This is a genomic window from Desertibacillus haloalkaliphilus (assembly GCF_019039105.1).
Classification (GTDB): domain Bacteria; phylum Bacillota; class Bacilli; order Bacillales; family KJ1-10-99; genus Desertibacillus; species Desertibacillus haloalkaliphilus.
Map to the genome: position 1 here is coordinate 46,228 of NZ_JAHPIV010000009.1, position 14,072 is coordinate 60,299.

Annotated in this window: 11 protein-coding genes and 1 riboswitch; of the genes, 10 read left to right on the plus strand and 1 reads right to left on the minus strand. The window is 41.0% G+C overall.

Annotated features, from left to right (window positions below; genetic code table 11):
• Positions 1–84 precede the first annotated feature (84 nt).
• The 3 genes from KH400_RS11360 (at position 85) to KH400_RS11370 (ending at position 3,657) form a co-directional block, all read left to right on the plus strand.
• Positions 85–1,008: a D-alanine--D-alanine ligase family protein gene (locus KH400_RS11360; RefSeq protein ID WP_217224914.1), complete on the plus strand. Its 924-nt coding sequence runs from the start codon at positions 85–87 to the stop codon at positions 1,006–1,008.
• A gap of 302 nt (positions 1,009–1,310) precedes the next feature.
• Complete coding sequence (locus KH400_RS11365; RefSeq protein ID WP_217224718.1) at positions 1,311–2,597, plus strand: Glu/Leu/Phe/Val family dehydrogenase; 1,287 nt, start codon at positions 1,311–1,313, stop codon at positions 2,595–2,597.
• 67 nt (positions 2,598–2,664) lie between these two features.
• The gene (locus KH400_RS11370; protein WP_217224720.1) at positions 2,665–3,657 is read left to right on the plus strand and encodes a YpdA family putative bacillithiol disulfide reductase; all 993 of its coding nucleotides are present in this window, start codon (positions 2,665–2,667) and stop codon (positions 3,655–3,657) included.
• Between the two features lie 86 nt (positions 3,658–3,743).
• Here KH400_RS11370 and KH400_RS11375 read toward each other — a convergent pair whose 3' ends face one another.
• Positions 3,744–4,715 carry an asparaginase gene (locus KH400_RS11375; RefSeq protein WP_217224722.1) on the minus strand — a complete coding sequence of 324 codons (972 nt, stop codon included), beginning with the start codon at positions 4,713–4,715 and terminating at the stop codon, positions 3,744–3,746.
• Positions 4,716–4,819: 104 nt separating this feature from the next.
• Here KH400_RS11375 and prsW point away from each other — a divergent pair, with 104 nt between their 5' ends.
• From prsW to metH, 7 genes are all read left to right on the plus strand, one after another.
• The gene (prsW, locus tag KH400_RS11380) at positions 4,820–5,494 is read left to right on the plus strand and encodes a glutamic-type intramembrane protease PrsW (protein ID WP_217224723.1); all 675 of its coding nucleotides are present in this window, start codon (positions 4,820–4,822) and stop codon (positions 5,492–5,494) included.
• A 4-nt stretch (positions 5,495–5,498) separates the two neighbouring features.
• A complete protein-coding gene (locus KH400_RS11385; protein WP_217224724.1) occupies positions 5,499–5,660 on the plus strand; it encodes a hypothetical protein in 162 nt (53 codons plus the stop codon).
• A gap of 135 nt (positions 5,661–5,795) precedes the next feature.
• Complete coding sequence (locus KH400_RS25295) at positions 5,796–5,930, plus strand: hypothetical protein (RefSeq protein ID WP_281418696.1); 135 nt, start codon at positions 5,796–5,798, stop codon at positions 5,928–5,930.
• Positions 5,931–6,043: 113 nt separating this feature from the next.
• Positions 6,044–6,153, plus strand: a riboswitch (SAM riboswitch).
• A gap of 105 nt (positions 6,154–6,258) precedes the next feature.
• Positions 6,259–7,377 (plus strand): methionine biosynthesis PLP-dependent protein, encoded by a 1,119-nt coding sequence (locus tag KH400_RS11390; RefSeq protein ID WP_217224725.1) that lies wholly within the window; start codon positions 6,259–6,261, stop codon positions 7,375–7,377.
• Positions 7,378–7,400: 23 nt separating this feature from the next.
• Complete coding sequence (gene metC / locus KH400_RS11395) at positions 7,401–8,576, plus strand: cystathionine beta-lyase (RefSeq protein ID WP_217224726.1); 1,176 nt, start codon at positions 7,401–7,403, stop codon at positions 8,574–8,576.
• A 30-nt stretch (positions 8,577–8,606) separates the two neighbouring features.
• Positions 8,607–10,451: a bifunctional homocysteine S-methyltransferase/methylenetetrahydrofolate reductase gene (locus tag KH400_RS11400; protein ID WP_217224727.1), complete on the plus strand. Its 1,845-nt coding sequence runs from the start codon at positions 8,607–8,609 to the stop codon at positions 10,449–10,451.
• A 70-nt stretch (positions 10,452–10,521) separates the two neighbouring features.
• On the plus strand, positions 10,522–13,971 hold the full coding sequence (gene metH / locus KH400_RS11405; RefSeq protein WP_217224729.1) for a methionine synthase: 3,450 nt from the start codon (positions 10,522–10,524) through the stop codon (positions 13,969–13,971).
• Positions 13,972–14,072: the final 101 nt, after the last annotated feature.

Genomic DNA, 14,072 nt, shown 5'->3' on the forward strand with positions numbered 1-14,072 from the left:
CAAGGGTTTTCTAGTCGGGTATCATCTTTTGCGACGTGCGAATAGAATGGTTATACATATTGTTTGTAGGAGTGGATCATGATTATGAAAATAGCAGTATTATACGGTGGGACCTCTGCGGAACGAGAAGTTTCATTATCAAGTGGAAAGGGCGTTATTAAGGCACTCGAGAATAACGGTCATGAAGTAGTTGGTATTGATTTTCACCCTGATCGTTTAGCTGATCTTGTGACATTAGCTGATGTAGATATTGTTTATATTGCCTTGCATGGGCGTTTTGGTGAAGATGGACGTATTCAAGGGTTTTTAGATATGCTCGGTGTTCCTTATGTTGGTTCGGGCGTACTTGGCTCTGCATTAGCGATGGATAAAGCAAAATCGAAAACATTTTTTGCGACGGCCGGTATTCGGACGGCGAAAGAAATGGTTGTTCATAAGTATAATTATGATCAGAACGTCTTTAAAAATTCATCATTACCTTATCCGGTTGTTGTAAAACCCAATCAAGAGGGTTCAACGATTGGACTTACGATTGCTCAAAACAATGGGGAGTTAACGAAAGGAATTGAAAATGCATTTCAATATGACGAAACGGTCCTCGTTGAAGAGTTTATCAAAGGGAAAGAGGTAACCGTTGCGGTGATGGGTGATAAAGGAAATGAACAATCTTTACCTGTAATCGAGATCGTTCCGAAGAATGCATATTATGACTATGAGTCCAAGTATGCACCAGGAATGAGTGAACACATCGTCCCTGCCCAGCTTGATGAGAAGGTAACGCAGCTATTGCAGCAACATGCTGTGCTTGCTCATCAAGCGCTTGGATGTGATATTTATTCAAGAGTCGATTTTATTATTCCAACAGATGGTTCAGAACCAGTGATCTTAGAAGTCAATACGTTACCGGGAATGACACCAACGAGTTTATACCCTGACGCTGCTCGAGAAATTGGATTGTCCTATGATGAGATGGTTGAAAAGCTTGTTCAACTGTCATTAAAAAAATAAAAGGAAGGTGATGGAGATGCTTCATCACCTTCCTTTTATTTGCGAGGTGTGAAAAGCAGCCCGAGGGTACGGTAGCTATGAAGAAATATCAATAGATAAGCTGATTCATACGCCAATCGATCAACTCGTCAGGTAGGTTATCGATAGTAGGGAATGCTTCATAGGAAGCTAATCAGCATCATCGAGTGTTTTGTAAGTAGAATAGTGGAAAATGTTGCTGACAGCGATTATAGTAGTAGGTAACGAGCAAGTCATTGATACATGAAAAATGATGAACGATATACACTAATTTAGAGGTGAAAATGATGGGAGAAAAAGATAAGCAGACAAACACGAATCGAGAACAAAAAGAAAATCGCGATGTGTTACTGTCAACGCAAACGGTCATTGGCAAGGCGCTTGAGAAGTTAGGGTATTCAAGTGAGGTCTTTGAATTAATGAAAGAACCGATGCGGATGTTGACTGTCCGAATTCCTGTACGTATGGATGACGGTTCAACGAAAATCTTTACAGGTTACCGAGCACAACATAATGATGCGGTTGGTCCGACCAAAGGTGGGGTTCGATTTCACCCTAACGTGACGGAAAAAGAGGTCAAAGCACTTTCTATTTGGATGAGCTTAAAGGCCGGTATCGTTGACCTGCCATATGGGGGCGGAAAAGGTGGAATAATTTGTGACCCAAGAGAGATGTCGTTTCGAGAGCTTGAACGATTAAGTCGTGGGTATGTAAGAGCGATTAGTCAAGTCGTTGGCCCGACAAAGGATATCCCGGCGCCAGATGTATTCACCAATTCTCAAATTATGGCTTGGATGTTTGATGAGTATAGCCGAATTCGTGAGTTTGATTCACCTGGTTTTATCACTGGGAAACCAGTTGTTCTCGGTGGTTCACATGGCCGTGAATCGGCGACTGCAAAGGGAGTAACGATTTGTATTCGTGAAGCTGCTAAGAAAAAGGGAATTGATATAAACGGTGCGCGCGTAGTCATTCAAGGGTTCGGGAATGCAGGAAGTTTTCTTGCTAAATTTATGCATGATTCTGGTGCAAAGGTGATTGCTATTTCTGATGCGTACGGTGCCCTGTATGATCCCGAAGGGTTAGATATTGATTATTTATTGGATCGTCGTGACAGCTTTGGAACGGTAACGAAGCTCTTTAAAAATACGATCTCCAATCAAGAACTGTTAGAGTTAGATTGTGACATTCTCGTTCCAGCTGCGATTGAAAACCAGATTACAGAAGATAATGCAGATAAAATAAAAGCAAAAATCGTTGTAGAAGCAGCGAATGGTCCAACAACGATTGAAGGTACGAGAGTGTTAACAGAAAACGACGTATTACTCGTTCCAGACGTCCTTGCCAGTGCTGGTGGAGTGACCGTTTCTTACTTTGAATGGGTTCAAAACAATCAAGGGTACTATTGGACAGAAGAAGAGGTCGAGGCTAAACTTGAACATGTTATGGTTCAGTCATTCGATAACATCTATAAATTGGCGCGGCGGCGAAAAGTTGATATGAGATTAGCTGCTTATATGGTCGGTGTACGTAAAATGGCAGAAGCATCACGATTTAGAGGTTGGATTTAATGAACAAGCCCCCCGTCAAAACATCGGTGTGGGGGCTTTTACTTTGAGAAAAAGGGGAGTGATTAACATGGAAAAGGAACAAGTTATTATTATTGGTGGTGGACCCTGTGGGTTAGCTGCTGCAATCGCATTAATTGAAAAAGGTTATGACCCGTTAGTGATTGAAAAGGAAAACGTCGTTCACTCAATTTATCGATATCCAACGCATCAAACATTCTTTAGTTCAAGTGATAAACTTGAGATTGGGGGAGTTCCATTTATAACGGTTGATCGTAAGCCGAGACGAAATCAAGCCCTTTCCTATTATCGAGAGGTTGTCAAACGTAAGCAAATAAGAGTACATACATTTGAAATAGTAGAAAAAGTGTCAAAGCAGGAGCAGGGAACGTTTCGTGTTCAGACAATGAAGGGTAATCAAACCACGAAACTATACGAAGCATCTTATGTAATTATCGCAACTGGATACTATGATCACCCGAATCTTATGGGCGTACCAGGTGAAGAATTAGACCATGTGCATCATTACTTTAAAGAGGCTCACCCATTCTTTGATAAAGATGTTGTCGTGATTGGAGGTAAAAATTCGGCCGTTGATGCCACGTTAGAGCTTGAAAAGGTAGGTGCTAGAGTCACTGTACTCTATCGAGGGAGTGATTATTCAAGTAGCGTAAAGCCATGGATTCTTCCTGAATTTGTATCGTTAATCAATCATGAGAAGGTAGACATGCAATTTGAAGCGGAAGTCAAAGAAATTACTTCCACGGACGTCATTTATGAACAGAACGGTAAAGAGCACAAGGCAAAGGCTGATTTTGTATTTGCTATGACAGGGTATCACCCTGACCATTCTTTTCTGAGTGCGATGGGCGTACACATTGATCCGGGGAGCGGTAGGCCAGCTTTTGATGCGGAAACGATGGAAACGAATGTAGCTGGTATCTTTATTGCAGGAGTGATCGCAGCTGGGAATAATGCGAATGAAATCTTTATTGAGAATGGGCGTTTTCATGGTGATCTTATTGCAGCAGAAATTGCAAACCGAGCAGCATTGAAGAGCTAAAGATGTGCAAGCATATTTAGCATATTGTTTTTGAAAGGGGGAATCCTCAGAGGTGAACTGAACCTACTTGAGGACTCCCCTTTTAATTATGTTAAGAATAGTTCTTGAAGTTTGTTTCGATCTGACGTTACTTCAAGTGCGATCATTAATTTAATTCTCGCTTTTTGACCATTTAAACCATTTGTGAAAATAATCCCAAGCTCTTTTAGGTGTCGTCCACCGCCACTATAACTATACGTATCTTGAACGATACCTCCAAAAGAACGAGAAACGAGAACAATTGGAATGTGGTGTTTGATCAGTTTCTCTAAACCCGGAACGATGCCTGGGGGAACATTTCCTTGTCCGAATGCCTCGATGACAAGTCCATCCATCGAAGTTGTTAAAATTGCATCAAGTAGGCTAGGGTCCATACCAGCATAACATTTTATTAATACAATATTTTTTGTTAATGTTGAAACGTCATAGCGTTCTCGTTTCGAAGGGACATGATGAAAATCAACATCGCGTCTTGTGACAATTCCAATCGGCCCATATTGAGGGCTTTGAAATGTAGCAATATTGCTCGTGTGCGTTTTTGTTACATTTTTTGCAGTGTGAATCTCATCATTAAGAACGACAAGAACGCCTTTGCCATGTGCTGCATCACTTGCTGCTGTTCGGACAGAAGAAATTAAATTATAAGGCCCATCCGCACCAAGTTCATTACTGGATCGCATCGCACCAGTAACAACGACTGGAACATCAGTATCAAGTAATAGGTCCAGTAAATATGCTGTTTCTTCGAGTGTATCTGTTCCGTGTGTAATGACAACGCCCTCAAAGTATTCCGTCTTGATACGGCGCTCAATTCGTTTAGACAATTCCAACATATGTTGTGGTGTGATGTGTGGCGAAGGCAAATGTAGAAAATCATCAACGATCACGGAGGCAATTTTTGAAAGTGATTCAATTGTTGAATATAATGGATTTGAGACACTAGGGCCGACGGTACCTGTTTGTTCATCTTCATGCATCGCGATCGTACCGCCTGTATGTAAAAGTAATATCTTTTTCATAACTGCTTCACCTCATTTAATGTAGGCTTTCATAACCAAACTATGGTTTCTTAAATAAAAGTAACATGTTACGATGAAAAAAAACAGAGGGGAATGGAAGGCTGTTGTTTGCAGTTATATCTGCTGGAATTGCACCGGGCATCGCTTTGTTGTGTTATTTTTATCTCAAAGATGACTATGAGCGTACAACGATTGCAATGGTGACTCGAAATTTTGTTTATGGCTCGCTTATAGTGTTTCCGGTGATGGTCCTACAGTATGCTTTTGAAGCGGAAGGGTATCTACTAGATGCATTTAGCCATGCATTTATACGCGCTGGGCTCATTGAAGAATTTTTTAAATGGTTCCTGCTATTTTTTCTATCGTATAAACACGCAAGATTTAACGAACATTATGATGGAATCGTATTTGGAGCTGCTATATCATTAGGGTTTGCAACGGTTGAAAATATTTTATACTTAATTGCTTATGGGATAGAAGGGGCGATTGGACGGGCGTTTTTTCCTGTATCGAGTCATGCATTATTTGGTGTGATTATGGGATATTATTTAGGTAAAGCAAGTGTTTCGTCTTCCAAAACCTTCATCTGGGTTTTCCTCTCTTTGACACTTCCAGTTGTATTGCATGGGCTATATGATTTTATGTTACTTGCAGCTAATCAATACGTGAAGTTATTAATTGTACCGTTTATGTTTTTCTTATGGTGGTTAGCCTTACAAAAAGTAAAAAGGGCTAATCTGAGTCAACGCACAAAGGATTTGCCGATAGATAAGGAGTGATACTGTGCCAGATAAGCGTTTTCGTATTGTCATTCGTTGTTCAAAATGTGGGGAAAAATATATACTTAGGGGTCGCCAGAATAAAGAAGGCGGCTATGATACTGGATTCAAACGATGTATTTGTGGGAATGAGGAGCAGCTTCGCGTTGAAGCTTCACCTGAATAAAGGTGTCGTGACAAAACTAGTTAAACTATTGGCAATTGTTCGAGGCTAGGACAAAAGGTAAAAACCAACTCCTTTTGTCGTAGTCTTTTTTTGTGGAAAAGGGGCGGAGATGGGAGTGTGAGGGAGAATGCACTGATGAGTAGAAGGTGGTTCAAGGAGTTGGCGCTGAGAAAAGAAGGTTGTTTAAACGATAAAAGAGTAACAGGTGAACCTGAAATTATAAGCGGTTGCTTTTTATATAAGAGTGTCCATGAAATCGTTTTCTTTTAAAGGAGATTTGTAAACTTTATAAAAATTATAAAAATACTCTTGTATTCCCTACTGTTTTGCTGTATTTTAAACTAATAAGCTGAATATTTACTATTTATATATTATTAATAAAGTTCTTATCAAGAGAGACGGAGGGAATGGCCCGAAGAAGTCTCAGCAACCAGCCGCTAGTTATTGGTCAGGTGCTAAATCCATCAAGCGATGTGTGCTTGAAAGATAAGAAGAAGTTGAGACTACAAAACCTTCTTCTTATCATGAAGAAGGTTTTTATTATACCCTGATAATTAGTAGTGGTTGAAGTACTGGTTTGTAAAAGGAGGAAAACAGGATGAATAGAAAGCAACTTGAAACAACATTGGTACAAATTGGTAACCGAACGGATGAGAGGACAGGTGCCGTTAATACACCTATTTACCTATCAACGGCTTATCGGCACGCGGGAATTGGGCAGTCCACTGGCTATGATTATGCAAGAACTGGAAATCCAACGCGTGAAGTGTTGGAAAATGCGATTGCTGAACTTGAAGGTGGTGACCAAGGTTTTGCCTGTAGTTCGGGGATGGCTGCGATTCAAACTGTGTTATCATTGTTTGAACAGGGTGATGAGATTCTCGCTTCACAAGATTTGTATGGTGGAACCTATCGGTTGTTTGAACAAGGGTGGACGAAATGGGGACTAACGTTTACATTTAGTGACCCACGAAACCTTGAGCAATTCGAACAACAAATAACCGATAAGACAAAAGCAATCTTTATTGAGACACCAACCAATCCATTAATGCAAGAAGCAGATCTCGGTGCCCTAAATCAACTGGCAAAAAAGCATGATTTACTGTTTATTGTAGATAACACCTTTTATACGCCGCTGTTACAACAACCCATTCGTGAAGGGGCAGATATTGTTATCCATAGTGCGTCAAAGTATTTAGGTGGTCATAATGATTTGATTGCAGGCTTAATCGTTGCGAAGGGGAAAGAATTGTGTGAACAGCTTTTCTTATACCATAATGGAATTGGCGCAACTTTGGGTTCTTTTGATTCTTGGTTACTCATTCGTGGTATGAAAACACTTGCGTTACGCATGGACCAACATGAACGTAACGCGACAAAGGTTGTTGAATATTTAAGTAATCACCCTTGTGTCGATGAGGTTTTATATCCGGGACGAGGTGGGATGATTTCATTTCGAATTATAAGTGAAAACTGGGTGGATCCATTTTTACAACAATTAAAGCTGATTACATTTGCAGAAAGTCTAGGTGGTGTTGAGAGTTTACTCACATATCCTGCCACACAAACCCATGCGGATATTCCTGAGGATGTTCGGGTCGCAAATGGGGTTTGTAATCGGTTGTTACGGTTTTCAGTTGGAGTGGAGTATGTTGAGGATTTAATTCAAGATTTAGAGCAAGCTTTTCGCTATGCCAAAGAGCATGAACAAATTTAATTAGAAATCGGGGGACGAGGACAATGAGTCAAGATACGTATAGTTTTCAAACAAAATTGCTACATAACGATCATAAAGTTGATCAACAAACAGGAGCAGTGAGTGTACCGATTCAGCACGCGTCTACGTTTCATCAATTTGACTTTGAGACATTTGGTAATTACGATTACGGACGATCAGGGAACCCAACAAGAGAAGCGTTAGAGGAAACGATTGCCGAGTTAGAAGGTGGTTGTAGGGGATTTGCATTTTCATCTGGGATGGCGGCGATATCAACGTCATTTATGTTACTATCAAAGGGAGATCATGTCGTCTTAACAAAAGACGTCTATGGTGGAACGTTTCGTCTAGTAACAGAAGTTTTGACGCGGTTAGGTATTGATCATACGTTTGTTGATATGACAGATGTAGAGGAAGTAAAAGAAAATATCCAACCGAACACAAGATTACTCTATATCGAAACGCCATCAAATCCGACATTGAAAATTACAGATATCCGCGCAATAGTAAGCTTAGCAAAGCAGAACAATTGCCTAACGTTTTTAGATAATACGTTTTTAACACCAGCTCTTCAAAAGCCATTGGAACTTGGCATAGACGTAGTTTTACATAGTGCTACGAAGTTTATTGGCGGACATAGTGATGTCATTGCAGGCTTAGCTGTTGTCAGTGACCAAGAACTAGCGGATCAGCTTGCATTTTTACAAAACTCGTTTGGGGCAATATTAGGTGTTCAAGATTGCTGGCTTGTCTTAAGAGGGTTAAAAACGTTACATGTGCGAATGGAGCACTCGTCAAAGGCTGCTCATCAAATCGCTACGTGGTTAAGTGAGGTTCCTGAAGTTGAAGAGGTCTATTATCCAGGGTTAGAAAGCCATCGTGGTCATGACATTCAAGCGAACCAAGCACAGGGGTATGGTGCAGTCCTGTCCTTCCGTTTGCGAGATCGTGAAGCGGTTAAACAGTTTGTTGCGAATGCAAAAATTCCAGTATTTGCTGTCAGTTTAGGAGCTGTTGAATCGATTTTATCGTATCCGGCAACGATGTCGCATGCGGCGATGCCAAAAGATGAACGTGAAAAGCGAGGAATTAGTGATGGTTTACTCCGTTTATCGGTCGGGTTGGAGAAGCCGGAGGATCTTATCGCTGATTTTGAGCAAGCTTTTAACCAGATTCGTCAGAATGTTACGCCATCTTAAGTGCTATAACGAGTGGAAGGAAGGGGAAACATGAACTTATTAAAAGACCTACAAGAAAAAATACTGATCGGGGATGGAGCCATGGGGACTCTCCTTTATCATCAAGGTGTGGATCGTTGCTATGAAGAGTTGAACCTTTCAAATCCTGAACGAATAGCAGATATCCATCAATCTTATCTTGATGCAGGTGCTCAAGTGCTACAAACCAATTCGTATGCAGCTAACGAATTGAAATTATCACGGTATGGGCTTGAAGATCAGGTTAGTAAAATCAATAAAGCAGCGGTTGCAGTTGCCAAGCAAGTAGCAGGCAAAGATGCTTATGTATTGGGGACAATTGGTGGCGTTCGTGGGATCCAGAAAAAAGACGTTTCCATGCAAGATGTGACAAACAGTTTTTATCAACAGTTTTCAGTATTAGCAGAAGAGCGTGTCGATGGTTTATTGCTTGAAACGTATTATGATTTTGAAGAGATAAAAACGGTTTTAAAGTTAGCTCGCAATTACACCGACATGCCGATTATTGCGCAAGTATCATTAGGTGAAGTGGGTGTGTTACATGGTGGTATGAATGTGGCAGATGCGCTATCTGAATTGGCACAACTAGGTGCGAATGTCGTCGGAATCAACTGCCATATGGGACCATACCATACAATTCGTTCATTAGAAGAGGTCCCTCTCTTTGACCATGCTTATCTATCTGCCTACCCTAATGCTAGTTTGCCAGATTATCGCGATGGTCGATTTGTTTATCAATCAAATCCAAGTTATTTTGCAGATAGTGCTCTTCGCTTAAGAGAGCAAGGTGTACGTTTACTTGGTGGATGCTGTGGAACAACTCCTGAACACATTGCAGCTATGGCTAATGCGGTGAATGGGTTAACACCTGTTAATACAAAAGTAGTTAAAAGTGAGGGAGTGCGCGAAAAAATAACGACAATCGAACCACAACGAGAAGAAGCGATTCATGAGGTTGTATCAAGAAGAAAATCAGTGATTGTAGAATTAGATCCGCCCAAAAAATTAACGAGTATTGATAAATTTCTCGAAGGGGCAAAACAGCTAAAGATCTCCGGGGTAGATGCAATAACCATGGCAGATAATTCATTAGCATCACCGCGTATTGATAACATGGCATTAGGCTCTATTCTTAAAAATGATCTACAAACACGTCCACTCGTCCATGTGACGTGCCGCGATCGAAATTTAATTGGTTTACAATCACATTTAATGGGGTTGCATACGTTAGGCATTAATCAATTGTTAGCTGTTACTGGAGATCCAACGAAGGTGGGGGACTTTCCAGGAGCTAGTTCGGTTTATGATCTCTCATCATTTGATCTGATTCGTATGATTAAACAGCTGAACGAGGGGATATCGTTTTCGGGGAAAGCACTCGGTGAAAAAACAAACTTCTCGGTAGCCGCAGCTTTTAATCCCAATGTTCGTCATCTGGAGCGAGCGGTAAAAAGGCTTGAAAAGAAAATAGATTGTGGAGCAGATTATTTTATGAGTCAGCCGATATACAGTAAGGAGCAGATTGTTGAAGTCTATGAAGCGACTAAGCATTTATCGAAGCCGATCTATATCGGGATCATGCCGCTTACGGGCTACCGCAATGCTGAATTTCTTCACAATGAAGTTCCTGGCATCAAGTTAACTGACGATATCCGCGAACGGATGGCCTCGCATGGCGAAGACCGTGAAGCAGCCCAACAAGAAGGGATTGCAATAGCGAAGGATTTAATTGATACGGCTTATGAGTATTTTAATGGCATTTATTTGATCACGCCATTTTTACGTTATGAAATGACTGTCACGTTAACCAACTACGTTCAACAAAAAGATATAGTAAATAACCAATTTGTGCAGTAGGCAATCATCTGAGGGTATGAGTTGGTGCATATAATCATTTGCTTTAAGAGAAGAAAGGAAAGGTCGCAAAATGGCAATCAAACGATTTGAACAGCAATTAAAAAAGAAAATACTCGTTTTAGATGGTGCGATGGGTACCATGCTGCAACAAGCGGATTTAAGTCCCGTTGACTTTGGTGGAGAGGAATATGACGGATGTAATGAATATTTGAATATAACGGCACCGGAAGTGATCGAAAAAATTCACTATGATTACCTTGACGCCGGGGCAGACCTTATTGAAACGAATACATTCGGGGCAACGAGTATTGTATTAGCGGATTATGATTTACAAGATCATGCTAAAGAAATCAACATCGCTTCCGCTCAAATTGCGAGAAAAGTGGCGGATCAGTTTTCTACAGAGGAGTGGCCTCGTTTCGTAGCGGGAGCAATGGGGCCAACGACTAAATCTCTATCAGTCACAGGTGGGGCGACATTTGAGCAGTTAGTGGACGCCTATGAAGAGCAAGCGGAAGCTTTGATCGAAGGTGAAGTCGATGTTCTTCTCCTTGAAACGAGTCAAGACATGCGAAATGTTAAGGCTGCTTATATTGGGATTGATCGAGTCTTTAAACGCCTAGCGGTGACTTTACCGATTATTGTTTCTGGAACGATTGAGCCGATGGGGACGACGCTAGCCGGACAAAATATTGAGGCGTTTTATCTATCGCTTGAACATATGAAACCGACAGTAGTAGGCCTCAACTGTGCAACTGGACCTGAATTTATGCGTGATCATGTTCGTTCTTTGTCAGAATTGGCAACAACCTATGTTAGCTGTTATCCGAATGCGGGCCTTCCAGATGAAGAGGGTCATTACCATGAGTCACCAGAATCATTAGCGACAAAGCTTGTAGCTTTTGCCGAGAAAGGCTGGTTAAACCTTGTCGGTGGATGTTGTGGAACAACGCCAGAACACATTAAGGCGATTGTTGAAGCATTTAAGGACCAACAGCCACGTCAACTTAATGATGAACATCCTCATGCGGTATCAGGGATTGAACCGCTCGTCTATGACGACAGTATGCGTCCGTTATTCGTTGGTGAGCGTACGAACGTAATCGGCTCAAGAAAATTCAAGAGATTGATCGCTGAAGGGAAGTATGAAGAGGCTTCCGAAATTGCTCGAGCTCAAGTGAAGCGAGGGGCTCACGTGATTGATATTTGTTTAGCTGATCCTGACCGTGATGAATTGAGTGACATGGAAGAGTTTTTGAAGTTTGTCATCAATAAAGTGAAGGTCCCACTTATGATAGATACGACGGATGAAGTGGTATTAGAGCGCGCCTTGTCATATTCACAAGGAAAAGCAATTATTAATTCCATTAACCTTGAAGATGGAGAGGAGCGCTTTGAGAAAATAGCGCCAATTATCCATAAATATGGTGCTGCGGTTGTCGTTGGGACGATTGATGAAGAGGGAATGGCAGTAACAGCCAAGCGTAAACTTGAAGTGGCTAAGCGTTCATATGACTTACTTGTCCATAAATATAAGATTGAGCCAAGTGATATTATCTTTGATCCACTTGTATTCCCAGTTGGGACAGGTGATGAGCAATATATCGGTTCAGCACAGGCGACGGTTGATGGTATTCGTATGATTAAAGAAGAATTGCCCGAATGTTTAACGATTTTAGGAGTTAGTAATGTTTCTTTCGGTCTACCTCCTGTCGGTCGTGAAGTATTAAATGCAGTATATTTGTATCATTGTACACAGGCTGGTTTGGATTATGCGATTGTAAATACGGAGAAGTTAGAGCGTTATCCTTCCATTTCTGATGATGAAAAAGAAATGGCAAGAACACTATTATTTGAAACGACAGATGAATCACTAGCAACGTTTACAGCGTTTTATCGTGGTAAAAAGGCTACAGACAAAGTTGTGAAAACGAACCTTACGTTAGAGGAACGACTCGCTAATTACATTGTTGAAGGTACAAAAGAAGGTCTGATCAAAGATTTAGATATAGCGCTAGAGAGCTATGATGATCCACTTAAGATCATCAACGGACCACTCATGAATGGTATGGATGAAGTTGGGCGCTTGTTTAATAACAATGAATTGATTGTTGCTGAAGTTCTTCAAAGTGCAGAAGTGATGAAGGCATCCGTTGCTCACCTTGAGCCGCACATGGAGAAAAAAGAAAATGATGACGGTAAAGGAAAAATCTTATTAGCGACGGTCAAAGGTGATGTCCATGATATCGGTAAGAACCTTGTAGAAATCATTTTAAGTAACAATGGCTTTAAAATTGTCAATCTAGGAATTAAAGTAACTTCTAATGAACTACTTGAAGCGATCGACCGTGAAAAACCAGACGCGATTGGTTTATCTGGATTATTAGTTAAGTCAGCACAGCAAATGGTATTAACAGCTCAAGATTTAAAACAACAGAAAGTGTCGATTCCAATCCTTGTTGGTGGGGCAGCGTTAACACGTAAATTCACAGACACGAAGATTGCTGCGGAATATGATGGTGTTGTTGCTTACGCGAAGGATGCCATGAATGGCCTTGAAATTGCCAACCGAATTTTAAGTCCGGAAGAGCGAGAGAAGTTCATGACTGAATTAAAACATAAGCAGGAAAGCCAACTTGAGCGGTCAGTTGATCAGGTTGAACGAGGGGGCGCGGCATCAACAGCTGTGTTGACAAGATCAAATGTTTCAACAAGCGTTCCTGTCTTTACACCGCAAGATTTAAAACCACATGTCCTGCGCAACTATAAAATTAGCCATATTGAACCGTATATTAACTTACAAATGCTAATGGGGAAACATTTAGGTCTTCAAGGGAAAGTGAGTCGTTTGTTAGATGAAGGTAATGAAAAGGCGCTTAACCTCAAGGAAAAGATAGATGAGTTAATTCAGGATGCTAAACAAAACGGTACGATTGAGGCTAATGGGATGTATCAATTTTTCCCGGCACAATCGGATGGGAATGATATTATCATCTATGATCCGGTTGATAAGCAAACGGAAATTGAACGATTTACGTTCCCGCGTCAGCCTGTAGAGCCGCACTTGTGTCTTGCTGATTATCTTCGCCCAGTTACTAGTGGTGAACTTGATTATGTTGGATTTTTAGCAGTGACAGCAGGAAAAGGCATTCGCGATCTAGCAACAAAAGCAAAGGATGATGGTGATTACTTATACAGCCATCTCATTCAAGCAACTGCATTGGAAACTGCTGAAGCGTTTGCTGAACGTGTTCACCATTTAATGAGAGATCAATGGGGGTTCCCAGATTCACCAGATTTTACGATGCAAGAACGCTTTGCGGCTAAGTATCAAGGAGTTCGTGTATCATATGGTTATCCTGCTTGTCCGAACCTTGAGGACCAAGCGAAGTTATTTAAATTGCTACAGCCAGAACAGATTGGCATTCAGCTAACTGATGAATTCATGATGGAGCCCGAGGCAAGTGTCACAGCAATGGTATTTGCCCATCCAGAAGGTAGGTATTTTAATGTTAACTAAATAAGTTATAAAAGAACAGCTTTGTTGAGCTGTTCTTTTTTACGATGGTTTATAAATTGTTCTAAAGTAAATGACTATTTTGTATAAATTTTGATTGCTAA

Excerpts from the sequence above, each read along its gene's own strand:
- KH400_RS25295 (WP_281418696.1), top strand. The coding sequence starts at position 5,796 with ATGAGTAGAAGGTGGTTCAAGGAGTTGGCGCTGAGAAAAGAAGGTTGT.
- KH400_RS11375 (WP_217224722.1), bottom strand. The coding sequence starts at position 4,715 with ATGAAAAAGATATTACTTTTACATACAGGCGGTACGATCGCGATGCAT.
- KH400_RS11390 (WP_217224725.1), top strand. The coding sequence starts at position 6,259 with ATGAATAGAAAGCAACTTGAAACAACATTGGTACAAATTGGTAACCGA.
- KH400_RS11370 (WP_217224720.1), top strand. The coding sequence starts at position 2,665 with ATGGAAAAGGAACAAGTTATTATTATTGGTGGTGGACCCTGTGGGTTA.
- metC (WP_217224726.1), top strand. The coding sequence starts at position 7,401 with ATGAGTCAAGATACGTATAGTTTTCAAACAAAATTGCTACATAACGAT.
- metH (WP_217224729.1), top strand. The coding sequence starts at position 10,522 with ATGGCAATCAAACGATTTGAACAGCAATTAAAAAAGAAAATACTCGTT.
- KH400_RS11365 (WP_217224718.1), top strand. The coding sequence starts at position 1,311 with ATGATGGGAGAAAAAGATAAGCAGACAAACACGAATCGAGAACAAAAA.
- KH400_RS11360 (WP_217224914.1), top strand. The coding sequence starts at position 85 with ATGAAAATAGCAGTATTATACGGTGGGACCTCTGCGGAACGAGAAGTT.
- KH400_RS11400 (WP_217224727.1), top strand. The coding sequence starts at position 8,607 with ATGAACTTATTAAAAGACCTACAAGAAAAAATACTGATCGGGGATGGA.